Origin of the sequence: Paenalcaligenes niemegkensis, from assembly GCF_022230885.1 — a bacterium.
Classification (GTDB): domain Bacteria; phylum Pseudomonadota; class Gammaproteobacteria; order Burkholderiales; family Burkholderiaceae_B; genus Paenalcaligenes; species Paenalcaligenes niemegkensis.
Map to the genome: position 1 here is coordinate 732,109 of NZ_JAKGCT010000004.1, position 23,497 is coordinate 755,605.

Below are 23,497 nucleotides of genomic sequence, written 5' to 3' on the forward strand. Positions count from 1 at the left end.
ATCACCAGGCCCGGTAAAGGGCCCGGCACTATCTATTTACTCGTCGTCTGAACGGTGCGTAAATACTTTATCGATTAAACCATAAGCTACCGCCTGATCGGCGGCAAGAAATCGATCGCGTTCGGTATCGAGAGCGATCTGTTCTACGGTTTGACCAGTATTGCGCGCTAAGATTTCGTTAAGACGCTCACGCAAGCTAAGAATCTCTTGAGCCTGAATTTGTATATCAGACGCTTGACCTTGCGTTCCACCCGAAGGCTGGTGAATCATGATGCGTGAGTTGGGCAAAGCATAACGCTTGCCTTTCTCGCCGGCCGCCAATAAAAAGGCGCCCATGCTCGCTGCCATTCCGGTACACAAGGTAGAGACCTGTGGCTTGACAAATTGCATGGTGTCGTAGATTGCCATGCCTGCGTACACTGACCCGCCAGGCGAGTTGATGTAGAGCGAAAGGTCTTTGTCGGGGTTCTCCGACTCTAGAAACAGCAGTTGCGCCACAATCAAGTTTGCTGAGTGGTCGTTTACCGGCCCAACCAGAAAAATGAGTCGTTCACGCAACAGCCGTGAATAGATGTCGTAGGACCGCTCGCCGCGGCCAGACTGCTCAACAACCATGGGAATGTACCCAAGGCTGCTAGGTGTGACTGAATGGCCCCCATGCATGGAAGCATAGAAGTCGACAAAATGAGACGACATTAGTTTGTTCCCATAATTTGGTCGAACGCCACCTCTTCGTCTGTAACCTTAGCTTGGGACAATACGTGTTCAACGACGTTGTCCTCGAGAACAATAGCTTCAATCTCGCCACGACGTTGACGGTCGGAGAGATAATAAGTCACGACTTGAGCGGGCTGTTCGTAATTTTGAGCGAATTCTTCGATACGAGCGCGAACTTGCTCGGGCTTGGCCTGCAACTCGGCAGACTTAACCAACTCTGATAGTAGCAGACCCAGACGCACCCGACGCTCAGACTCTTCGGTAAATGCGTCTTCAGGAATCGGCATATTCTCGGCGTCAGGCAATCCGCGTGACTTGAGTTCTTCACGGGCCGAAGCAATGCGGCTTTGAATTTCAGTGTCTACAAGTGCCTTGGGGATATCGAACTCGCTGGAAGCCAACAAGGCATCCATGACGCTGGCTTTAGTGCGTGCCAAAACACGGGCCTTAACTTCGCGATCAATGTTCGAACGAATATCAGCCAGCAGCGACTCAACATCACCTTCTTGCTGACCCAGCGCTTTTGCGAAATCGTCGTTGACCTCTGGCAATACCGCCTCGGCAACCTCGGTAACAGTAATGGCAAATTGTGCTGTTTTACCAGCAACTTCTGCACCACCGTAATCAGCAGGGAACTCGAGCGGGAAGGTTTTTCTTCGCCAGCTTTCATGCCTGTCACTGCTACCTCAAACTCTGGCAACATACGGCCTTCGCCCAGCACGAACGAGAAGCCTTCTGCAGAACCACCGTCGAAAGCAACGTCGTCGATTGTGCCTTTGAAATCGAGCGTTACGCGATCGCCTTCCGAGGCTGCACGGTCTTCGCGAGCTTCGTAGTTGGCACGCTGCTTACGCAGGATATCTACCGTACTTTGGACTTCTTCGTCGCCGACGCTGCAAGCGCTACGAGTAATTTCCAAGGTACTCAGGTCAGGAAGCTGGATTTCAGGATAGACCTCGAAAGTGGCCGTAAACGCCATCGTGCCTTCAGCCGCTTCGCCTTCCTTGCCTTCAACATTCGGGGCACCGGCAACACGCAAGCCAGTAGCTTGAATGGCTGTATCCAGCGCCTTGCCGAGTTCGCTATTGATAGCATCGTAACGGATGCCTGGGCCGTGGCTGCGCTCAATCATGGCAAGCGGAGCCTTACCAGGACGAAAGCCCTGAATCTTTGCTGTGCGCGCCACACGTTTTAGTTGTGTCTGGACTTCTTTTTCGACGTCGGCCACCGAAACGACCAAATCGATTCGGCGCTCCAAACCGGACAAAATTTCAACATCGGGCTGCATTAGAGACCTATTAAAATTAGTAAGTGAACAAAATAATCAGTTATTTTACCGAAAACTGGCAACAATAACCGGATAACCCTATATTCAATAGCAAGCTGGCCCATTGTGTCTACCTATTTTTTGGGCCAAGGCTGGCGATTGTACGCATTAGACCTCCTCAATCCTAGTAATATCCGTTTTTTTCGGGTTTAAACCCATAAATCATCCCTTTAATTTCGATGCAGAGACGCACTATGAAACCTGTAGCCCCCACTGTAAATGCCCTAGAGGGAATACGCATATTAGAACTGGGCCAACTGATAGCCGGCCCTTTTGCGGCGAAGATTCTGGGCGAGTTTGGTGCAGAAGTCATCAAAGTCGAAAGCCCGGTTACCGGCGACCCCTTGCGCAAATGGCGCATGCTGCACAACGAGAACTCGCTGTGGTGGGAAATCCAGTCACGCAACAAGAAATCACTTGCTCTTGATTTGCGCGACCCTGCAGCCCAGGATGTGATCAAAAGGTTGATAACAGAATGCGATGTGCTTATTGAAAATTTCAGGCCAGGCACCCTGGAAAGCTGGGGCCTGGGATGGGAGGAGCTGCAATCCATCAATCCCAAACTGATCATGCTGAGAGTTTCAGGCTATGGTCAAACCGGGCCTTATAAAGATCGCCCCGGATTCGGGGTAGTTGGTGAAGCCATGGGCGGCCTGCGTCATTTAAGCGGCGAAGCGGGCCGCCCTCCTGTGCGGGTCGGCATCTCCATTGGTGACTCGCTTACCGCCTTGCACGGAGTCATTGGCATTTTAATTGCCTTGCGCCACCGCGATGTCAATGGCGGACTGGGCCAGGTGATTGATGCTGCCCTTTACGAATCTGTCTTTAACATGATGGAAAGCTTATTACCGGAGTACTCGGTATTCGGCGCTGTTCGTGAACCAGCCGGCAGCCGCCTGCCGGGCATTACTCCCAGCAATGCCTATCGTTGTGCTGACGGAAAGTACGCCCTGATTGCCGGCAATGGCGACGCTATATTCAGGCGCCTGATGAATGCTATAGGCCGGCCCGATGTGGCAGAGGTATCCGATTACGCCCAAAATGATGGCCGGGCCAAAGCCGCCGATTATATTGATTCGGTCATTGCCGAATGGGCTGGCAAAAACACGCTGGACGATGTTCTGGAGGCTTTGCACCAAGCCCGCGTACCTGCCGGCCGTGTCTACGATATTGCAGATATTGTTGCCGACCCACACTATCAGGCCCGCGAGATGATCATCAACGATACCCTGCCGGACGGCAGCCCCATTAAGGTTCCAGGCATCGTTCCGAAGCTCAGTGCGACTCCAGGCGGAATCCATAGCAAGGCTCCATCACTTGGGCAGCACAGCCGCCAGCTTTTACGCGATGCAGGCCTCAGCGATGAACAAATCAACGATTTGATTAAAAAAGGCGTGGTGGGCACCAATGAGGCTAAGTGTACTGATTAAGCTGACTATTTCGTAAAACAACAGTAGTGAAAGTCATTTCCTGCCAGCTCACGTCAAGCTCATTGAAAGAAAAGGCTTTGCAAAACCGGTTTTTTCCCCTATAATTCTTTTCTTTGCTAGATACGCGAACGTGGCGGAATTGGTAGACGCACCAGATTTAGGTTCTGGCGCCGAGAGGTGTGAGAGTTCGAGTCTCTCCGTTCGCACCACAGATTAAAAGCCGTTGATTTTACTGGATCAAAATCCTTTAAAATCAACGGCTTTTCTGTTTTCTGAATGAACTTTGATAGCCTAACATCAACTTTTACGAACCTTATGCCCCCAAGCAAAAACACCTTGGCTGACATTTCAATTAGCTATCTTGCCGCCCTGACCCTTAAGTAAAGTTAAAGGCCCGGGCATAACCTCTATTTATAAAGCTCGAGCGCGACGAGATCCGGACAGCAGCTTCCTGGGTTCAGCAGCAAGACGCAATATAAGCCGCCTGGACTCTTTGTTAAGTCCGGAGAACGTAACCTGAATTTGTTTAGCACTCAATTTAGTGTGGACTCTCTCGATACTTTCTATCGCTGTAATATCCTTGTTAGTTTAACGGCACTAGCCGGGGTGATCGCTGTCGCTACGACCGACTCCAAGGCCAATCCCCATACCTGCCCCGCCACCGCCACCGCCTCCTGCGCCCCCACCACCTGCACGGCCCGCACCTCTGGCGTTCGCCGCTTCGCCCCTGCCTCGGCCAGCGCTACCCTGGCCGCGGGTAGGCCCCTGGAAAGGGATACTGATATCGTCAGGAATGGGCCCGAGGTCAAGAGCGGTGCGAATAAAGTTGCGAAGCGAAACCACCAATGCTGCGGTTTCAATGGGTCGGCCTGCAGCCATATCGCTTGCTGCTTGGCCGGCAAGACGGACATGTTCTACCGTGCCGAGCAGAATAATATCAGATAAGGCGGCCTCTACTGCATCACGAATCCGGCGTGACCGATCAGAAGTCTGGTTTTCAGGCAATACCGCCTCGTCGCCGTCTTCTTGCGCTGTGTTACGCAGATCCCGGAGATGGGTAGGGTCAACCGTAAGCTGCCCTGTAAACGAACCACCCAAAGCGCGATAGGCTGAGATCAAGGTTTTCAGACGCTCATTGATTTGCCGATTCATGCGCTCGCGGCGCTGTTGGATGGTTTGCATGATAAGCACACGAATGCCCACGCCCATCAAGGTGAATACCGCAAGGCCGACGAGCGTCGTTAACACTCCCTGCCACGAACTAAAATCGAAAAATCTCACTTTAGCCTCCACAAGCGTTTGCAATAGGCAAACATCTTAACCCCAACCTTAAAGCGTATTCTTGCTAAATTCCGGTTTATTCCCCCAGCAATGAGCTCAGTCAGGCCATATGCCGCCATGCCTGGCGAAGATGATATCTCGTTCGAGCTACGTATCAGCCGCTAACTGAAAATCCATATGTCCGCATAAATATGCGTCGCCTCTACACAGTCCGCGTTTGCCCGCTTACAATAGCCCAAATACTAGGCAATAAAGCTCGGTTACGCCGTAAACCTTTTTGCCCATTCTCTCGCACCGACCAATACCTAGGATATCCCTCGTGCCCTCAACGTCATTTCAACAGGAATGCAATTCTGCGGTTGATGAATTACACACTTTGCGCGATTTGCTGCGCTGGACGCTTAGCCAGTTTACGGCTCACGAATTAAATTTTGGCCATGGCAGTGACAATGCGTGGGATGAGGCGGTTTATTTACTGCTACATTCTTTACGTCTGCCTTTAGACACGCTGGAACCGTTTCTAGAGGCAAAAACCACCCGCGCCGAACGTGAAGCCTTTGTTCAGCTGATAGCACGTCGATGCACAGAACGTGTCCCGGCCGCCTACATTACAGGGGAGGCATGGCTGCAGGGGTTCCGCTTTAAAGTCGACAAGCGTTGTATCGTGCCGCGCTCTCCTATTGCAGAGCTTCTGGTGAAACAGCTTGCCCCCTGGATAGATGATCCGGAAATGATCGATAGCGTGCTGGATCTCTGCACCGGCACGGGCTGCCTGGCTATACTCAGTGCACTGGCGTTCGAGAACTCGCTGGTTGATGCGGTAGATCTGTCCAAAGACGCCCTTAGCCTGGCCCAAGAGAATATTGATGAATACAAGCTCACAGACCGGGTCACGGCCATCGAAAGCGACCTGTACAGCGCACTGCCCGACACGCAGTACCGTGTCATTATCAGCAATCCGCCCTACGTAAATGAAGAGTCAATGCAGTCTTTGCCCAGCGAATATGGGCATGAGCCCCGCCTGGCACTGGCAGGTGGTGATGACGGCATGGATCTGGTGCGGCGCATTATAGAAGGCGCTCCGGACTTTCTGGCTCCGGATGGCATACTCATTCTTGAGATCGGCAACGAATACCACCATTTTATTGAAGCCTTTCCCGATCTTGATCCCGTCTGGCTAAGTACCGAAAATGCCGAAGATCAAATTTTGCTGCTAACGCGGGAGCAACTCAGTCGTGATTAGAGCAACCGGCTTATCGCTACGCCGAGGCGTCAAATTATTACTCGATACCACCGACTTCACGATTAATCCGGGTGACCGCGTCGGTATCGTTGGCAAGAACGGGGCAGGAAAATCGACGCTCTTCGCGTTGCTGAAGCACGAGATGGAAGCCGATGCGGGTACGCTTAGCATGCCTGACAGCTGGCGCGTAGCCAGCGTAGAACAAGAGATTGTCGACCGTGAACGTGCTGCGCGGGAGTTCGTCATTGACGGTGACCGCCAGCTGCGTGAAATCCAGCGCCAACGTGAAAGCTGCCCGGACAGCGACGGGCACCGCATTGCCGAACTTGAGAACGCACTCATCGAAGCCGATGCCTGGACCGCAGCGTCGCGTGCTGAACAGCTCTTGGCGGGCCTAGGCTTTAAGCCCGAACAATGGATGCTGCCCGTAGGAGAGTTCTCCGGCGGCTGGCAAATGCGCCTGGCTCTCGCACGGGCGCTGATGGCGCCTTCAGACCTGCTCCTTCTGGACGAGCCCACCAACCATCTGGACCTGGACGCCATGCTCTGGCTTGAACGGTGGCTAGTCTCGTATCCAGGCACTGTCATTGTTATATCTCATGACACCGAGTTTTTAGATGCCGTTGCGAAAAGCATTCTTCATTTTGATCAGCAGAAACTCGAACGCTATCGCGGTGGCTATAACGACTTTTTGACGCAGCGAGCCGAACGTCTGCGTCAAACCCAGCTGGCGCATGAGCGTCAAAGCCGGGAAGCCGCCCGCCTGCAGGGCTTTATCGACCGATTCAAAGCCAAGGCAACCAAAGCCAAACAAGCCCAGAGCCGGGTCAAAGCCTTAGCCAGAATGCAGGAACTGGCACCGTTGCGGGCAGACTCGTCGCTGGACATCCGGCTACCCACTCCGACCTCGATGCCAGACCCTCTGATTACACTAGATCAGGCGGCGCTGGGCTATCCGGGCGACACGCCACGCGTTATTCTGCAAAACATCAAGCTGGACGTGCGCGGCGGCGCCCGCATCGGTGTACTTGGCGTTAATGGGGCGGGTAAATCAACGCTGATCAAAACCCTGGCAGGCGAGCTAAAACCGTTACAAGGCAAGCTGCAAAAATCTCCCCGGCTTGAGGTGGGCTATTTTGCTCAGCATCAGCTCGACATGATCGATCCCGACGCTTCCCCCATTCAGCACCTGGCAAGAATCGCACCGGATGTTCGTGAGCAGGAACTACGCAATTACCTGGGCAGCTTTGCATTTAGTGGTGATATGGCCTCTAGCACCACTGCGGGGTTTTCGGGTGGGGAAAAGGCACGCCTGGCCCTGGCTCTGATTGTATGGCGCAAGCCGAATTTATTGCTGCTGGACGAACCCACTAACCACCTGGATGTCGATACGCGAGAGGCACTGTCAAATGCCTTGGCAGAGTACGAGGGCAGCGTGCTGATTGTGTCCCACGATCGTCAGTTGCTGCGCAGCACGGTCGACGACTTCTGGATTGTTGCTGACGGTGCTGTTCAAGAGTTCGATGGAGACCTTGAAGACTACAGAGACTGGCTGCAGCAGCGCAGCAGCGCCGAGCGCAGTTCAAACAGGCAAGCCAGCAGCAGCGCACAGCCAGGCGCCGCCTCCGAGCCTGACAGACGCGCCCAGCGCCGTATTGAGGCCGAAACACGTCAACGTCTGGCGGGAGTGAAGCGGCCGCTTGAGAAAAAACTGAAATCCATAGAAAACAGTATGGAAAAGGCAGCGCTTAGAATTGCAGAGCTAGCTACGCTAATCGCCGATCCTGACTTCTATACGGATAGCTACAAGGACACCCGCCCAACATTGCTGGCCGAACACGGCGAGCTGACGAAAAAGCACGCGGAACTTGAAAACGACTGGCTTGAGATACAGGAAGAAATTGAGCAGTTAACCTAAAAAAGCCGGCTGTTTCTTAATGAGCCATCAAAAAATAGCAAAATTCATTAAGAAACAGCCGGCCTTTATATAGCGATGACACTTGAGTCCAGCCTGGCTTCAGCCCACTACGACATCCAGCTTGGCTATCCCTAAAGCCAGAGTCTTGGTACCCACCTCGCGAAACTGAATCTGTGCCTGAGCTTCGTTGCCGCTTCCACTTAAGGTGAGGATGGTTCCCTCGCCAAATTTGGCATGGCGTACACCTTGTCCTATCCGAAAATGATTCTCGCCCACAATCACACCACTGGACATGACTTTTGAGGTGTTAGGCACCAATGTATTTCCTGCTGGTGCGTTCCATGACATGCCGCGCCTGAATGCCCCGCCCCATTGCCCTTCGTTGCCCCCGCGCGTTGGCACGGCACGCGCGGTCAGCCATTTGACATTTTCTTCGGGAAGCTCGTCGAGAAACCGCGAGCGCATCGCATAGCGTGTCTGTCCGTGCAGCATACGGCTTTGCGCCAGCGTAATATACAAACGTTCGCGGCCACGGGTTATGGCCACATACATAAGGCGACGCTCTTCTTCGATACCACCCGGATCATTCAGGCTGTTATCGTGCGGAAACAGCCCTTCTTCAAGACCGGTAATAAATACGGCATCGAACTCAAGACCTTTAGCAGCATGGATGGTCATTAGCTGAACAGCATCCTGACCTGCCTGTGCCTGGTTGTCGCCAGCCTCAAGCGAAGCGTGGCTTAAAAAGGCGCCTAATGGCGACATTGGAGCCAGCTCGGCCACACCAGGCGCCAAACCTTCGGTACCCTGACTACCCGGTACTGCGTCAGGGATTCGACCAGCAGGCAAATCAGAAAAGTTTTCTTCATTGACAAACACCGCTGCCGCGTTCACCAGCTCCTGCAAGTTTTCCAAACGCTCGGCGCCTTCGCGATCAGCCTGGTAATGCGCCAATAGCCCACTATCATGAACAACCTGCTGAATCAGTTCGGGAAGCGTAAGCACCTGTGCTTCGCTAGCCAGAGCCTGGGTCATGGCGACAAAGCCACCCAGATTAGTCCCAGCCCGCCCAGTCATGTAGGGCACTGCCCGATAGAGGCTGATACCGTGCTCACGAGCGTGGTCGCCCAGCACCTCGAGCGAGCGAGCGCCTATACCTCGCGTAGGGAAGTTCACGACGCGCAACCAAGAGGTGTCGTCATTGGGATTATCGACTAAACGTAAATACGCCAGTACATGCTTGATTTCCTGGCGTTCGAAGAAGCGCTGACCGCCATACACTTTGTAGGAAATGCCTGAGCTGAACAAATGGTGTTCGAGCACACGGGACTGCGCATTGCTGCGGTATAGAATAGCAATCTCGTTATTAGACTTACCCTCGCTGATCAGGGCTCGTACCTCGTCAACAACCCACTGCGCCTCAAGAGCATCTGAGGGCTGTTCGGAAATGCGGATCAGCTCGCCTTTACCTGCGTCTGTCCAAAGATTTTTCCCAAGTCGGCTGCTGTTTTGCGAAATCAAGGCGTTGGCCGCGTCAAGAATGTGTCCGCAAGAGCGATAGTTCTGTTCCAGCTTAATAACATTTCCACGGGCATATTGACGCTCGAAATCGGCCATATTACCCACATCAGCACCGCGAAAAGCATAAATTGACTGATCATCATCGCCTACAGCGAATACTGCCGCGCCGCCGCCAGCCAGCAGCTTTAACCACAAATACTGCAAACGGTTTGTATCTTGGAATTCATCGACCAGGATATGCTGGAAACGGCGCTGGTAGTGCTCGCGTATGGGAGCGTTACGCTGCAATAGCTCGTAAGCGCGTAACAACAGCTCGGCGAAATCGACCACGCCCTCGCGTTCACATTGATCCTGGTACAGCTGATAGATCTCAGCCAGGCGACGGCGATGGGGATCGTAAGCCTCGACCGCATCAGGACGCAGGCCTTCTTCTTTGCTGCCATTAATAAAGCGCTGCACGTCACGGGGAGGAAACTTCTCGTCATCGATTCCGGCACCCTTTATAAGACGCCGAATCGCTGCCAGCTGATCGGAGCTGTCAAGGATCTGAAAGCTCTGTACCAGACCCGCATCGCGAAAATGGGTACGCAGCAAACGATTGCACAGGCCATGAAAGGTGCCTACCCACATGCCCCGCGTATTGATAGGCAATAAAGACTGCAGCCGTGTCAGCATCTCACGGGCGGCTTTATTGGTAAAAGTAACGGCTAATAACGCAAAAGGGCTTAGTTGCTGCTGTTGCATCAACCAAGCCATTCTGGTGGTAAGTACCCGGGTTTTCCCGCTACCTGCCCCAGCCAGCACTAGAGTGTGGCCGGGGGCTTGCGTTACTGCTTGTTCTTGCTGCTGATTTAAACCGTCAATCATGCAGCATAGCGGCGCAATCGTAGCGCAAACTGTTCGAGACCTTCAATACCGCTTTGCTGAGCACGCTGACACCAGGCCTGCAAATCAGCAAGTAACTGCTCACTGGATGAACTTGAGCTCTCCCAGATGCGGGCCAGTTCGTGCTGCATACGTACAACAGTAGATAGCGGCGTGTCTTCTTGCAAGACGGTTTCGAGTTCAGCCCTCTGTTGAGGCTCAAGGACTTCGTCACCACGGCCAATCCAGTCGCCGCATCGTTTTAGCAAAGACCACTTGCAGTTAGGATCAGCTTCGTTGTGGGCCGGCTTCAAGCGAGACAGCTCTTCGAGCGCCGCATTGCGAATGACATCGGCGTAACGCGCCAGAATCTCGTAGCGATGGGTAATTACGCCTTGCAGTGTTTCCAGACTGATTGTGTCCAGACCCAATGTCTTGCTCTCTGGCTCAAGGCGCAATTTGGGAGCCACTTTTTTGACGTGGGCCAAACCGAAGAATCTCAGTACGCTGATGTAGCACCAGCCCAGATCGAACTCGTACCACTTACTGGAGAATTTTGCAGAGGTTCCGTATGCATGATGGTTATTGTGTAGCTCTTCGCCACCAATAATAATGCCCAGAGGAAAGACGTTAGTGCTGGTATCAGGGCTGGCAAAATTGCGATAGCCTATGGCATGGCCCAGCCCATTGACGACCCCGGCCGCCCAGAATGGAATCCAGCCCATTTGTACCGCCCACACTGCCAAACCGGCCAAGCCAAACAAACTGACGTTAATGGCTAGCATAATAAGAATGCCAAGCAAGCTGCGGCGCGTATAAACATTACGCTCCATCCAGTCGTCTGGCGTGCCGTGACCAAAGCGCTTCAGGGTTTCTTCGTTAGTGGCTTCGAGGCGGTACAGTTCTGCACCACGAAAGAAAACCATACCCAGACCAAACACGACGGGCGAATGAGGATCACCTTCGCGCTCGCAGCGGGCATGATGCTTACGGTGAATCGCCACCCACTCTTTGGTGACCATACCTGTGGTCAGCCAGAGCCAGAAACGGAAGAAGTGCATCACAGCGGGATGTAGATCAAGCCCGCGATGCGCCTGGCTGCGGTGCAAAAACACCGTAACCGACACAATGGTGATATGGGTTAACACAAGGGTTATCAGTACAACTTTCCACCACTCAAGTTGTAGAAGCCCACCAGCGAGAAAATTCAGAAATGTTTGCATAGACCTTTTTACAAGTGATCCATGAGATTAAAAACAACAAAAAGTTTAGCGTACTTAGACTATATAAGACAGCTATATTTCATTTTGAAGTTGATAAAAATCAAGAACTAAGCGACTTTTTTTGCATTACTGCCGCAAAAAAACCGTCGGTGCCGTGCATATCAGGACGTAACTTAAGATAAGGTCCTGTCATGCTAAGCGTTGGAACGCGAGCCGCCAAAATTTCGTTAACAGGCAGCAGTTCAAAATCAGGGTTTGCCGTTAGGAACTGCTGAACTTGATCTTCATTTTCTTTAGGCAAAACACTGCACGTGGCATACACGAGCCGGCCTCCTGGTGCCACACAACGAGATGCACGCTGCAAAATGCGTTGCTGCAGCTCGATGTATTGTTGCAGGGCATCAGGATGCTGTCTCCACTTAAGATCGGGATTACGGCGTAAAGTTCCCAATCCACTGCAAGGCGCGTCGACTAATACTCGATGCGCCTTTCCCTGCAAGCGCTTAATCCGCTGATCGCTGGACTCATCCACCACTACAGGCACAATATTCGACAGACCACTACGGGCAAAACGTGGTTTGGCACGTGCCAGACGCGCAGCAGAGACATCAAAGGCATAAAGGCGCCCCGTAGAGCGCATCATGGCCCCTAACAACAAGGTCTTGCCACCCGCCCCCGCACAAAAGTCGATGATCATCTCGCCACGCTTGGGAGCCATCAATGCAGCCAGCAACTGACTACCTTCGTCCTGGACTTCCAGCTCGCCTTTCTCAAACTCGGGCCACTTTGCCACATAAGGTCGCGATTCGACTCTGATACCCCAGGGCGAATAAGGCGTAGCGACGGGTTTAAACCGTCTGGCAGGCCCGGCTTTAAGCTTTTCTATAAGCTCATCGCGATCGATCTTGTAAGGATTGGCGCGCAGATCCAGCGTAGCGTTCTGATTCAAGGCTTCTGCCAAGGTCCAGGGCGATTCCAGCTGGGTAAACTCAGCCTCAAGCCAATCCGGCAGACTGTAGCGCACGGCTTCCGAAAGCGGTTCCAGCGGAATGTTTTTGGTATGGGCCAGCCAGCGCTGCTCTTGCTCATCAAGGGCACTTTGCAGAAAGTCAGGAGACAGCACGGTCGATAGACCAAGAATAGCCAGACGGCGGCTTGCGCTACCTTGCCCGCTCTCGGCGTAATGACGATAGAGCCGCAAGTGACGCAAGACATCAAAAACAGCGTCAGTTACTTCGCTTCTGTCACGGCCACCCATGCTTTTCCGTGCGCGCATCCATTGGGACAAGGTGGCATCAGCCGGCTGTTTCCACTGAAGAATCTCACCCAACGCCTGACTGACTTGTTCGACTCGACGTGCGGAAGCCGCCATCGGAGCGCCTTTATAGGCAATGGCTGTGTCATGTGTGGGTACAGCACCACGTTCTTGGCTGCGCGGACTGCGTCCGGCGGCAGAAGTGCGACGACGGTCCGATATTTTCGGAGCGCGGCTTTGAGACATACAAAAACTCACTAAAAAATTTAAATAGCAGACGCTTTACACAAATGCCCGGGAGGCGATATCGCGCACGCGAACAACATTGCTGTCATCCAGAGAAATGCGATCTTCGGCTAACCAGCGAACCACCTGCGAAAAAACCTGGTGCTCTTTATCTAGCAGACGTTCACTTAACGCCTGGGCGGTATCGCCCGCCAATATAGGCACTACGCCCTGAGCAAGAATAGGCCCGCTGTCTAGTACAGATGTGACAAAGTGAACGGTGCATCCATGCCACTGCATACCTGAATCTATAGCCAGCTGATGTGTATTAAGCCCAGGAAACAAAGGAAGCAATGAAGGGTGGATATTAATTAATCGTCGTGCATAGCGTTCGACAAAGCCTGCAGTAAGGATGCGCATAAAACCGGCGAGCAACACATAATCAGGCTGGTAAGCATCAATAACCCTGGCAAGATCATTATCAAATGCCTCGCGGTCAGGATAGTGCTTATGTTCTACTACATGCGTTTTGATTCCACGCTGTTGCGCCCATTCTAAGCCAGCAGCGTCTTTTTTGTTGGATATTACTGCACAAATTTGTGCATTTAACTTATTTTCGCGTACCGTATCGACGATCGCTTGCATATTTGAGCCGCGACCTGAGATTAAAATAACGAGGCGGCAGCGCTCTGCGGTGTCCGTCAAAGCCTTTCCTTGAGAATAATTCTAGGCAAAATTGTAAACTCTAGCCCGTGAAATCTGTCTTATCTATCTACCGTACGTTGCCACGATACAATTCGGCGCAACCCAGCGCCGTAACAATCGGCAATTTCGATGGCGTCCATTTGGGCCACCAGACCATTCTCGAACGCGTCAGGCGTGAGGCCATTCAACTAAACCTGTCGCCCTCTGTCGTTACCTTTACGCCACATCCCAGGGTCTATTTTGCCCAAAGAGGAAATCGGCCTGAGCTGATTCCCACGCAGATCAGCACCCTTCGGGACAAATTAACGTTGTTGGCTGACCACGGAATGGCGCAGATTGTACTGGCAAAATTCAATCAGGAATTCGCTGATATGGAGGCCGAGCACTTTATACAACAACTGTTGGTCAAGGGCCTGAACACTAAATGGCTGCTGGTAGGTGAAGATTTCCGTTTCGGGCATCAGCGCAGCGGCAATATAGAATCGCTGCGTAATGCGGGCGAAAGATATGGTTTCACGGTTGAAACAGTTGCTGATATTGCTGATGAACAAGGCCGACGTATCTCGAGCAGTGAACTGCGTACCGCCCTGGCGGTGGGCAATATGACGCGCAGCGCTGAGCTATTGGGCAGACCCTATCAGCTTAGTGGTCACGTCGTTCATGGGAAAAAACTCGGGCGCACCCTTGGGTATCCCACCTTGAACCTGCCTGTACCCCCTCTTTTCGCCGCTAAGTCTGGTGTTTATGTGGTTCGCGCTTATGGCCTGGGCCCTGGTGTTTTACAGGGCATAGCCAGCCTGGGTGTACGCCCTACCGTTACCGAATCAGGCACCTTGCTGCTCGAAGTCCATTTACTAGACAGCAAAGTTGACGCTTACGGTAAACTTGTAAAGATTGAACTCTTGGACTTTGTCCGAGAGGAAGAAAAATTCCCTGACCTCCAAACAATGATTGCCGCCATCGATAACGATGTGCGCTGCGCTCGTGAGTATTTCGCCGCCCATGGACTATAAAAACACCCTTAACCTGCCTAACACCCCTTTTCCAATGCGCGGAGACCTCGCGAAGCGTGAGCCAGGCTGGATTAGCGCATGGGAAAGCACCGAGATCTATAAAGCGATACGTAGCGCAAGCAAAGGGCGTCCCAAGTTTATCTTGCACGACGGCCCTCCGTATGCAAATGGCGATATCCATATTGGCCATGCAGTCAATAAGATTCTCAAAGACATTATTGTAAAAAGCCGCAATATGGCGGGCTTCGATGCACAATACGTGCCTGGCTGGGATTGCCATGGCATGCCCATCGAAATTCAGATAGAAAAGAAATACGGAAAAAACCTGCCCGTAGCTGAGGTGCAATCCAAAGCTCGGGCCTATGCCCTGGAGCAAATAGACCGTCAGCGCGCCGACTTCAAACGCCTGGGCGTTTTGGCCGAATGGGATAACCCCTACCTGACGATGAACTACAGCAACGAAGCCGACGAATTGCGCGTGCTGTCCCGTATTATGCAAAAAGGGTTTGTTTTCAAGGGCTTAAAACCAGTTAACTGGTGTTTTGACTGTGGCTCTGCCCTAGCCGAAGCCGAAGTTGAATACGCCGACCGTACCGACCCCTCTATTTATGTCACCTTTCCTTTTGCTCAACAAACGGAACTGGCAGCAGCTTTTGGCGTGGATTCTGTCGCTGACGGTGCGCTGGTCATCTGGACCACCACACCCTGGACGATTCCTTCCAACCAGGCCCTGAATGTGCACCCCGAAGTCGATTATGCACTGGTCGAGCTCGATCAGGCGCGTGCCACCGGAAAGCTCATCCTGGTTGCGGCCGATTTGGCAGAAAGCTGCCTTGAAACATGGGGCGCCGGTGGCAAGGTTATTGCCACGACCAAAGGCTCAGCGCTCGAGGGCATCAGCTTTAAACACCCCTTGCATGGTGCCGATGCGGGCTATCAGCGCCTGTCGCCTGTGTATGCCGCCGAGTACGTCACTCTCGACTCGGGTACCGGAGTGGTTCATTCGGCACCCGCTTATGGCGTTGATGACTTTATTATCTGTAAGCAGCATGGGCTGGCCGACGACGACATACTTAAGCCAGTGATGGCCAATGGTGTGTTTGCCGATAGCTTGCCCTTGTTTGGCGGCCAGATGATCTGGAAAGCCAATCCGCTTATTGTGGACGCTCTTCAAGAGGCCGGCACACTGGTTCAGGTTGACCAGTACAAACATAGCTACATGCATTGCTGGCGCCACAAGACGCCAGTTATTTTCCGTGCGACCAGTCAATGGTTTGCGGGCATGGACCGTGAAAACAGCTCCGGAACCAGCCTGCGCGAGATGGCGCTTAACGCTGTGGAAGCCACCGACTTCTACCCGGCATGGGGCCGGGCACGCCTGCACTCCATGATTGCCAACCGGCCCGACTGGACGCTGTCCCGACAACGGCAATGGGGCGTGCCGATGGCTTTCTTTGTACACAAGGAAACAGGCGAGCTCCATCCCCGCACCGCTGAATTCATGGAAGACATCGCCGACCTCATCGAGGTTCAGGGCATTGAAGCCTGGCAGCGTCTGGATATCGACCAGTTCCTGGGCGACGAGGCTTCGCTTTACGAGAAAAACCGCGACACGCTTGACGTATGGTTCGACTCGGGCTCCACGCATGCTACCGTACTCGGCGGTGATCACGACCCCCAGATCAAAGGCTCGCATTCCGACCAGCTTGCCTGGCCAGCTGACCTCTATCTGGAAGGTTCAGATCAGCACCGTGGATGGTTTCATTCCTCGTTACTGACCGGCTGCATGATGTATGGCCGCGCGCCATACAAGGCTCTGCTGACCCACGGTTTCGTCGTGGATGGCAAAGGCAGGAAGATGAGTAAATCTGTAGGTAATGTCATAGGGCCACAAAAAATTGCCGACACCATGGGAGCTGAAATCCTGCGTCTATGGACCGCGTCTACAGATTACTCAGGCGAACTTTCGATTTCCGACGAAATTCTGAAGCGGGTTGTCGAAGGCTACCGCCGTATTCGCAACACCTTGAAGTTCTTGCTGGGCAACCTGGCTGACTTCGATATGGCTACACATGGCATAGCCGTAGACGATCTGCTTGAAATCGATCGTTACGCACTGGCCATGGCATCAGCCATGCAAAAAGAAGTGCTGGCCAGCTACGATACTTACGAGTTTCACCCTATTGTTTCGCGTCTGCAAATTTTCTGCTCCGAAGACCTGGGGGCATTTTATCTAGATGTACTAAAAGACCGCTTGTACACCGCTGCGCCTGATAGCCACGCCCGTCGTTCGGCTCAGACAGCGCTGCATCACATTACTCATGCTCTGCTGAAGCTGATGGCCCCCATTTTGTCTTTCACGGCTGAAGAAGCATGGAAAGACCTGCAAGGCAGCTCGAACTCTGCTGAAACTATTTTCACAGAACTGTTCCACCCGTTGCCAGTGGTCGAAGATGAAACCACCTTAGATGCAAAGTGGACACGCCTGCGTGCCATTCGTGCCGAAGTCATGCGTCGTATTGAAGACGTGCGCAGTACCGGGCAAGTTGGTTCTTCCCTGGCCGCTGAAATCGATATCTACGCCGATGGCGACGACTACGATCTGCTCTCCAGCCTCGACGACGACCTGCGTTTTGTCATGATTGTGTCGCGCGCCACCCTGCATCGCGGCGACTTGCGCGTAGAGGTAAAAGCCACCACGGAAGAGAAATGTGAGCGCTGCTGGCATCACCGCGAAGACGTAGGTGCTCACGCCGAACATCCCGGCGTGTGTGGCAGGTGCGTGGAAAATCTGGTGGGTGCAGGCGAAAGCAGATCTTATGCATAAGCCTTTATCGGAAACCGCGCCAGAACTCTCCTCGCGCACGCGTCGTGGATTCTGGCTGTGGCTGCTGCTGGCGGTCATCATTGTGGTGCTCGACCAGCAGAGTAAACACTATTTCAACACCCAGTTGATGTATACCGAACGATGGAATGTGCTGCCCTTCTTCGACTTCACACTGTTGTATAACCCAGGCGCCGCCTTCAGCTTTTTAGCAGGCGGCGCAGGCTGGCAGAAATGGTTCTTCGTGACCATTGCCACGGTAGCTACAGTATTCATCGTATATTGGCTGCGACGGCACCCCGAGCAACGGCTGTTTTGCGCGGCGCTCACCCTAATTCTGGGCGGCGCAGTCGGCAATGTAATTGATCGCCTGCTGCACGGGCATGTCGTCGACTTTTTGCTGTTCTACTGGAAAGACTGGTATTTCCCCGCCTTTAACATCGCTGATGTTGCCATTACCTGCGGGGCTATCCTGCTCATCACAGACGAGTTTTTGCGTCTACGACGCCAACGAAATAAAGAACACGCTGCGGACTGAGTGTGTCAACCTATCGCCTATGCTTGACCTTGCTAATAAACGTTTAGTGTTTGGCCTGACCGGGGGCATTGCCTGCTACAAGGTGGCCGAGCTGCTGCGTCGCGCCAAAGATCACGGCGCCACTGTCGACGTCGTCATGACCTCAGCTGCCGAGCAGTTCATTACCCCTGTCACCATGCAGGCGCTTTCAGGGCGCCCGGTTTTTACAAACCTTTGGGATGCGCGGCCAAGCGATAACATGGCCCATATACAGCTCAGCCGTAATGCTGATGCCATCTTGATTGCGCCCGCCAGCACCGATTTCATCGCCAAGCTGGCTCACGGTTTTGCCGATGATCTGCTCAGCACGCTTTGCGTGGCCAAAGGTCACTGCCCTTTGCTTATTGCCCCGGCCATGAATAGGGAAATGTGGGCCCATCCAGCTACCCAGCGCAATGTCGAGCGCTTAAGGCAAGACGGTGTAATCGTACTTGGACCCGACAGCGGTGATCAGGCCTGTGGTGAGACCGGCGATGGCCGCATGCTCGAGCCCCAGCAACTGCTCAGCGAGCTGATTGCTTTTTTCAGCCGAAATCTCTTGCGGGCAAGCGGGTCCTGATCACAGCGGGGCCAACAAGCGAGGCTATTGACCCGGTACGCGTCATCACCAACCGATCATCAGGAAAAATGGGCTATGCCATCGCCCAAGCCGCCAAAGAGGCCGGCGCAACCGTTGAACTCGTATCAGGCCCGGTTGCATTAGAAAGCCCCTATGGCGTTTCCCGCATATCGGTTGAAAGTGCCGCACAGATGCATAAAGCGGTCATGGCTACGGCCAGGCAAGCGGATGTATTCATTGCTGTCGCCGCGGTAGCAGACTGGTACGTCAGCAATGCCAGCAAGCAAAAACTAAAGAAAAATGCACAGCATCAGGCCCCTGCACTTGAGTTTTCCCCTAACCCGGATATTCTGGCTGACGTCGCTGCGCTACCCCAGCCACCCTATTGTGTGGGCTTCGCCGCAGAAACTGAAAAGCTCAACACCCATGCCGAGCAAAAGCGCCTGCGTAAGGGCGTACCGCTACTCGTGGGCAACCTGGCACAACGGGCCATGAATGCCGACGATACCGAATTGGTGTTGTTTAACGATGCTGGCCACGACACCTGGCCAGCAAAAAGCAAACTCCAAGCAGCACGCGACTTGATCCAGCACATCGCGCAACAGCTTTAATCCTTACTCTTATATGCAAACTGTAGAACTAAAAATACTTGATGAGCGCATTCGCGCCGACTTGCCTGCCTACGCCACACCCGGATCAGCGGGCCTAGACCTGCGCGCCTGCATAGATTCGGCTATTAGCCTGGCCCCCGGGGAGACCACACTGGTCCCAACGGGCCTGGCCATGCATTTACGTGATAGCAGTTACGCTGCCATGATATTGCCTCGCTCCGGTCTGGGCCATAAGCACGGCGTGGTGCTGGGTAACCTGGTAGGCCTTATTGATTCGGACTATCAAGGTCCTCTGATGGTCTCGATGTGGAATCGCGGCTCAAGCCCATTCGTGATTGAGCCCCTGGAGCGCATCGCGCAAATGGTCATCGTACCCGTGCTGCAAGTTGCCTTTGAAGTCGTCGACGATTTCGAGCAAAGCGAACGCGGTGCAGGCGGCTTTGGAAGCACTGGCAAGCAGTAGCACTAAAGCCAGCGATAGCCTCTATTCTTCAGATGGCAAGAATAGGCCGGCTGAAGGCAAAAAACGAAAGGGGCATAATGCCCCTTTTTCACTTCTATTCCCCCAGATAAGCCGCTCTGACCTTAGGGTCATGCAGCAATTCCCTGGAATTGCCTTTTAGCAATAACTCACCTGATTCCATGACGTAAGCGCGTTCGCTAAGCTCAAGGGCCAGCTTTGCATTCTGTTCGATCAAGAGAATGGTGACGCCTTGCTTCGCAATGCTTTCTACCACCTCGAAGATTCGGTCGATCATGATGGGAGCCAAGCCCATTGTAGGCTCGTCCAGCAACAGCAGTTTGGGCTTGGACAACATGGCCCTGCCCATTGCCAGCATTTGCTGCTCCCCTCCTGAAAGGGTACCTGCTGTTTGTCTGCGTCGTTCGGCAAGCCGGGGAAACATGTCATAGACGTATGCTGTTTCAGCCTTTATAGCAGTGTGATCATTACGGGAATAGGCTCCCATTTCAAGATTTTCTTCAATAGTGAGCTGAGGAAAAATACCGCGTCCTTCGGGCACCATCACCAAGCCTTGCCGCACCAAAGTATACGACGGCACGCCCACTATACTTTTCTCGTCGTAGTTGATCTGCCCTGAGGCCACAGGAACCAGCCCGCAAATTGCCTTAAGCGTGGTGCTTTTGCCCGCGCCGTTAGCGCCTATCAGGGCCACAAGCTCGCCCTGATTAACATGCAAATCAAGCTGCCGCACCGCCTTGATGCCTCCATAGGCCACATCAAGCTGACGGATATCCAGTAATTTAGTGGCTTCAGACATAGGTGGCCTCGGGAGGTAGTTGCTCTTCTGCTGCGCCTTTGCCCAGGTAAGCCTCAATGACTTTGGGATTGCTCTGTATATCGCGCGGCTTTCCCTCCGCCAGTACCTGACCGTACTCCAGTACCAGTACGTAATCACAAAGGCCCATAACCAACTTCATATCGTGCTCGATCAATAGTACGGTAATGCCATCCGCCCGGATTTTTAAAATAAGCTCTTTTAACACTACGGTTTCGGCGGGGTTCATTCCTGCAGCAGGCTCATCCAATGCCAATAGCGCAGGCTCTGTTGCCAGCGCCCGGGCGATTTCCAGACGTCGCTGATCACCATAAGACAGCGAACTCGCCACCTCGTTGGCACGATGCTCAATGCCCACGTAGTCAAGAAGCTCATAGGCGCGCTGCTCGACCCTATGCTCTTCGTCTTTGCAGCGCTGGTGCCGAAGCACAGCGCCTACCAGCCCTGTTTTTGTGCGAATATGCTGCCCGATCATGACATTTTCAATAGCCGTTAGGCTGCCGAACAGGCGGATATTCTGGAAAGTACGTGCCAGGCCGCACCGTGCAATCTCGTGCGGCTGCAAACCCACCAGCTCGCGCCCCTGGAAGGTACAACTACCGCTGTTTGGAACATACAGTGACGTCATCACATTGAACAGCGTCGTTTTGCCCGCACCATTTGGGCCAATCAAACCAAACACATCACCCCTGCGAATGGTGAAGCTGACGTCCTTAAGAGCGTGCAGCCCACCAAAACGCTTGTTCAACCCTTTGGCAACCAAGAGTGCTTGAGCCTCAATACCTGCTGAAGAAATAGGACTCATCATGCCGCTCCTTTTTTGGCCCGTAATTCGCGTTTTCGTGTAGCAGATGGCCATAGGCCCTCAGGCCTGTAAATCATCACCAACACCAAGGCAAAGCCAAATAGCAGCATGCGTATTGCGTCAGGATCAACGAGGACTTCGCCAAATACCGACTGCTGGAAGGGAACCACCACGGCGCGCAGAAACTCAGGGAATATCGACAGCAATATGGCGCCTACAATAACGCCGGGGATATGCCCCATTCCCCCCAAGACCACCATGCACAACACAGAGATAGATTCAGTCAGGCTGAAACTCTCGGGGCTGACAAAGCCTTGCATCGAGGCAAATAGTGACCCCGCCACCCCTCCAAAAGTTGCCCCCATGGCAAAGGCCAGGAGCTTCATGTTTCGCGTATTGATGCCCATGGCTTTAGCCGCAATCTCATCTTCTCGCACAGCCTCCCAGGCTCGACCAATGCGTGAGTTTTGCAGACGTATACTGATAAAGACAATCAGCAAGGTCAGCGCAATGAGCAGAAAATAATATTTTTCAGGACCGGTGATTCGCAAACCGAACAGCGTCTCTGCCCGGCCAAAGGCGAATTCGCCTATTTTGAAGGTATCAATCCGGTTAATACCCTGAGGGCCATTGGTGATATTGACCGGCGCATCCAGGTTATTCATGAAAATCCGAATGATTTCCCCGAAGCCCAAGGTGACAATGGCCAGGTAATCACCGCGCAATCGTAATACCGGAATTCCCAGCAATATGCCAAACAGCGCTGCCAGGCCTATGGCGGCAGGCAGTACCGCCCAAAAAGGCAGATGCAAGCCAAAATGCGGCGACGCCAGCATGGCCCATACGTAGGCTCCAACGGCATAAAAGGCGATATAGCCCAAATCGAGCAGCCCTGCGAAGCCCACGACAATATTAAGCCCAAGTGCCAGCATCACGTAAAGCAAGGCAAAGTTCAGGATACGTATCCAGCCCTGCCCGACCATGCCCAATACAAAGGGCAAGGCCAGCAACACAGCGCCTATCAAAAAAGTGCCTATCCATACTCTCGCCGGCGTACGGCTGGACTGTTGAGTGATTGCCATCATGCCCGATCTCCCATGCGCTCGCCCAGCAAGCCTGATGGCCGGAATATAAGCACTAAAATCAACACAATAAAGCTAAACACGTCTTGGTAATTACTACCGAAAACGCCATTGGTCAGATCGCCGATGTACCCAGCCCCTAGCGCTTCAATCAGTCCCAGCAACAGCCCTCCGAGCATGGCACCGGCCATATTCCCAATACCGCCTAATACTGCAGCAGTAAAGGCTTTAAGCCCGAGCATGAAGCCCATGGTGTACTGCGCTACGCCGTAGTAGGTGGTAATCATCACACCCGCCACTGCCGCCAGCGCTGAACCAATCAGAAAGGCAGCGGAAATCACGGTATTGATATTTACGCCCATCAGGCCGGCAACCTCACGGTTCTGTGCCGTTGCCCGCATTGCCGTACCAAGCCGGGTTTTGTGCACCACCAGTAACAGCGCCCCCATGATAAGGGTTGCACCAAAGATAATCAGCACTTGCAGCAGGCTGATACGAGCCCCGCCTATATGAAAAACCAGTGGCTCGATAATGTGCGGAAAGTTAAGGTAGCTACGCCCCCAGAACATCATGGCCAGATTCTGCACTATAAACGACACACCAATGGCAGTAATCAGGGCAGCCAGACGAGGCGCCCGACGCAGCGGACGGTAAGCAAAGCGCTCGGCGGTCCATCCGATGGCCATGCATGACGGTATCGCCACCACCAGCGCCAAGCCTACCGCCAGCCAGGCAGAAACGCTGGCCATATCGCTGCCCACAAGCGCCAGCACCAGGGATGTCGCAATCATGGCGCCCACCATCACCACGTCCCCGTGGGCAAAGTTGATGAGGCCGATAATCCCATAAACCATGGTGTAGCCCAATGCCACGAGAGCATACACGCTACCTACGGTTAGTCCGTTAATGACTTGCTGTATAAAGATATCCATGAGCGGGACCTTAACAAATGAGTGACGAGCCCCGCCCGCCCTCTCAGACAAATGATTAATTGTGCCCCGGCTCTACTTCAAGCCAGA

General features: G+C 53.4%; 17 protein-coding genes, 1 tRNA gene and 2 pseudogenes. 9 read left to right on the top strand and 11 right to left on the bottom strand.

Features of this window, described 5'->3' with window-relative positions:
- Positions 1-36: 36 nt before the first annotated feature.
- Complete coding sequence (gene clpP, locus L1889_RS07550; protein WP_308217614.1) at positions 37-696, bottom strand: ATP-dependent Clp endopeptidase proteolytic subunit ClpP; 660 nt, start codon at positions 694-696, stop codon at positions 37-39.
- Positions 696-2,005 (bottom strand): annotated as a pseudogene (tig, locus tag L1889_RS07555) (trigger factor). The gene clpP and the pseudogene tig overlap by 1 nt, the downstream one beginning before the upstream one ends.
- 233 nt (positions 2,006-2,238) lie before the next feature.
- Here tig and L1889_RS07560 point away from each other — a divergent pair.
- Both L1889_RS07560 and L1889_RS07565 read left to right on the top strand, forming a co-directional pair.
- A complete protein-coding gene (locus L1889_RS07560; protein ID WP_238664623.1) occupies positions 2,239-3,474 on the top strand; it encodes a CaiB/BaiF CoA transferase family protein in 1,236 nt (411 codons plus the stop codon).
- A 124-nt stretch (positions 3,475-3,598) separates the two neighbouring features.
- Positions 3,599-3,683 (top strand) — tRNA-Leu (locus L1889_RS07565).
- 388 nt (positions 3,684-4,071) lie between these two features.
- Here the strand turns inward: L1889_RS07565 and L1889_RS07570 are convergent.
- On the bottom strand, positions 4,072-4,755 hold the full coding sequence (locus L1889_RS07570; RefSeq protein ID WP_238664624.1) for a hypothetical protein: 684 nt from the start codon (positions 4,753-4,755) through the stop codon (positions 4,072-4,074).
- A 319-nt stretch (positions 4,756-5,074) separates the two neighbouring features.
- Between L1889_RS07570 and prmB the strand changes: the two genes are divergently transcribed.
- On the top strand, positions 5,075-5,998 hold the full coding sequence (gene prmB / locus L1889_RS07575; protein ID WP_238664625.1) for a 50S ribosomal protein L3 N(5)-glutamine methyltransferase: 924 nt from the start codon (positions 5,075-5,077) through the stop codon (positions 5,996-5,998).
- Positions 5,991-7,916: an ATP-binding cassette domain-containing protein gene (locus tag L1889_RS07580; protein ID WP_238664626.1), complete on the top strand. Its 1,926-nt coding sequence runs from the start codon at positions 5,991-5,993 to the stop codon at positions 7,914-7,916. Before prmB ends, L1889_RS07580 begins: the two co-directional genes overlap by 8 nt.
- A gap of 99 nt (positions 7,917-8,015) precedes the next feature.
- On the opposite strand, the gene L1889_RS07585 is transcribed toward L1889_RS07580, so the two are convergent.
- The 4 genes from L1889_RS07585 to purN form a co-directional block, all read right to left on the bottom strand.
- On the bottom strand, positions 8,016-10,304 hold the full coding sequence (locus L1889_RS07585) for a UvrD-helicase domain-containing protein (protein WP_238664627.1): 2,289 nt from the start codon (positions 10,302-10,304) through the stop codon (positions 8,016-8,018).
- A complete protein-coding gene (locus L1889_RS07590) occupies positions 10,301-11,524 on the bottom strand; it encodes a DesA family fatty acid desaturase (protein ID WP_238664628.1) in 1,224 nt (407 codons plus the stop codon). Before L1889_RS07590 ends, L1889_RS07585 begins: the two co-directional genes overlap by 4 nt.
- A 100-nt stretch (positions 11,525-11,624) precedes the next feature.
- On the bottom strand, positions 11,625-13,025 hold the full coding sequence (locus L1889_RS07595; RefSeq protein ID WP_238664629.1) for an RsmB/NOP family class I SAM-dependent RNA methyltransferase: 1,401 nt from the start codon (positions 13,023-13,025) through the stop codon (positions 11,625-11,627).
- A gap of 36 nt (positions 13,026-13,061) precedes the next feature.
- Positions 13,062-13,709 (bottom strand): phosphoribosylglycinamide formyltransferase, encoded by a 648-nt coding sequence (purN, locus tag L1889_RS07600; RefSeq protein WP_257793868.1) that lies wholly within the window; start codon positions 13,707-13,709, stop codon positions 13,062-13,064.
- 47 nt (positions 13,710-13,756) lie between these two features.
- Here purN and L1889_RS07605 point away from each other — a divergent pair, with 47 nt between their 5' ends.
- From L1889_RS07605 to dut, 5 genes and pseudogenes are all read left to right on the top strand, one after another.
- Positions 13,757-14,722, top strand: coding sequence for a bifunctional riboflavin kinase/FAD synthetase (locus L1889_RS07605; protein WP_238664630.1), 966 nt, complete (start codon positions 13,757-13,759; stop codon positions 14,720-14,722).
- A complete protein-coding gene (gene ileS / locus L1889_RS07610; protein ID WP_238664631.1) occupies positions 14,712-17,549 on the top strand; it encodes an isoleucine--tRNA ligase in 2,838 nt (945 codons plus the stop codon). The genes L1889_RS07605 and ileS overlap by 11 nt, the downstream gene beginning before the upstream one ends.
- On the top strand, positions 17,542-18,084 hold the full coding sequence (gene lspA / locus L1889_RS07615) for a signal peptidase II (RefSeq protein ID WP_238664632.1): 543 nt from the start codon (positions 17,542-17,544) through the stop codon (positions 18,082-18,084). The genes ileS and lspA overlap by 8 nt, the downstream gene beginning before the upstream one ends.
- Before the next feature lie 19 nt (positions 18,085-18,103).
- Positions 18,104-19,293: pseudogene (gene coaBC, locus L1889_RS07620) on the top strand (bifunctional phosphopantothenoylcysteine decarboxylase/phosphopantothenate--cysteine ligase CoaBC).
- Between the two features lie 13 nt (positions 19,294-19,306).
- Complete coding sequence (gene dut, locus L1889_RS07625) at positions 19,307-19,756, top strand: dUTP diphosphatase (protein ID WP_238664633.1); 450 nt, start codon at positions 19,307-19,309, stop codon at positions 19,754-19,756.
- 94 nt (positions 19,757-19,850) lie between these two features.
- Here dut and L1889_RS07630 read toward each other — a convergent pair whose 3' ends face one another.
- The 4 genes from L1889_RS07630 to L1889_RS07645 are packed head-to-tail and all read right to left on the bottom strand — an operon-like array spanning position 19,851 to position 23,410.
- Positions 19,851-20,573 carry an ABC transporter ATP-binding protein gene (locus L1889_RS07630; RefSeq protein ID WP_238664634.1) on the bottom strand — a complete coding sequence of 241 codons (723 nt, stop codon included), beginning with the start codon at positions 20,571-20,573 and terminating at the stop codon, positions 19,851-19,853.
- The gene (locus L1889_RS07635) at positions 20,566-21,396 is read right to left on the bottom strand and encodes an ABC transporter ATP-binding protein (RefSeq protein ID WP_238664635.1); all 831 of its coding nucleotides are present in this window, start codon (positions 21,394-21,396) and stop codon (positions 20,566-20,568) included. Before L1889_RS07635 ends, L1889_RS07630 begins: the two co-directional genes overlap by 8 nt.
- Positions 21,396-22,478 (bottom strand): ABC transporter permease subunit, encoded by a 1,083-nt coding sequence (locus L1889_RS07640; protein ID WP_238665883.1) that lies wholly within the window; start codon positions 22,476-22,478, stop codon positions 21,396-21,398. Before L1889_RS07640 ends, L1889_RS07635 begins: the two co-directional genes overlap by 1 nt.
- Positions 22,478-23,410, bottom strand: a complete 933-nt coding sequence (locus L1889_RS07645; protein WP_238664636.1) for a branched-chain amino acid ABC transporter permease — start codon at positions 23,408-23,410, stop codon at positions 22,478-22,480. The genes L1889_RS07640 and L1889_RS07645 overlap by 1 nt, the downstream gene beginning before the upstream one ends.
- Between the last annotated feature and the right edge of the window lie 87 nt (positions 23,411-23,497).

Coding starts and splice junctions, on each gene's coding strand:
- clpP (WP_308217614.1), bottom strand. CDS start 696: ATGTCGTCTCATTTTGTCGACTTCTATGCTTCCATGCATGGGGGCCAT.
- L1889_RS07560 (WP_238664623.1), top strand. CDS start 2,239: ATGAAACCTGTAGCCCCCACTGTAAATGCCCTAGAGGGAATACGCATA.
- L1889_RS07585 (WP_238664627.1), bottom strand. CDS start 10,304: ATGATTGACGGTTTAAATCAGCAGCAAGAACAAGCAGTAACGCAAGCC.
- L1889_RS07590 (WP_238664628.1), bottom strand. CDS start 11,524: ATGCAAACATTTCTGAATTTTCTCGCTGGTGGGCTTCTACAACTTGAG.
- L1889_RS07595 (WP_238664629.1), bottom strand. CDS start 13,025: ATGTCTCAAAGCCGCGCTCCGAAAATATCGGACCGTCGTCGCACTTCT.
- ileS (WP_238664631.1), top strand. CDS start 14,712: ATGGACTATAAAAACACCCTTAACCTGCCTAACACCCCTTTTCCAATG.
- lspA (WP_238664632.1), top strand. CDS start 17,542: ATGCATAAGCCTTTATCGGAAACCGCGCCAGAACTCTCCTCGCGCACG.
- dut (WP_238664633.1), top strand. CDS start 19,307: ATGCAAACTGTAGAACTAAAAATACTTGATGAGCGCATTCGCGCCGAC.
- L1889_RS07630 (WP_238664634.1), bottom strand. CDS start 20,573: ATGTCTGAAGCCACTAAATTACTGGATATCCGTCAGCTTGATGTGGCC.
- L1889_RS07635 (WP_238664635.1), bottom strand. CDS start 21,396: ATGAGTCCTATTTCTTCAGCAGGTATTGAGGCTCAAGCACTCTTGGTT.
- L1889_RS07640 (WP_238665883.1), bottom strand. CDS start 22,478: ATGGCAATCACTCAACAGTCCAGCCGTACGCCGGCGAGAGTATGGATA.
- L1889_RS07645 (WP_238664636.1), bottom strand. CDS start 23,410: ATGGATATCTTTATACAGCAAGTCATTAACGGACTAACCGTAGGTAGC.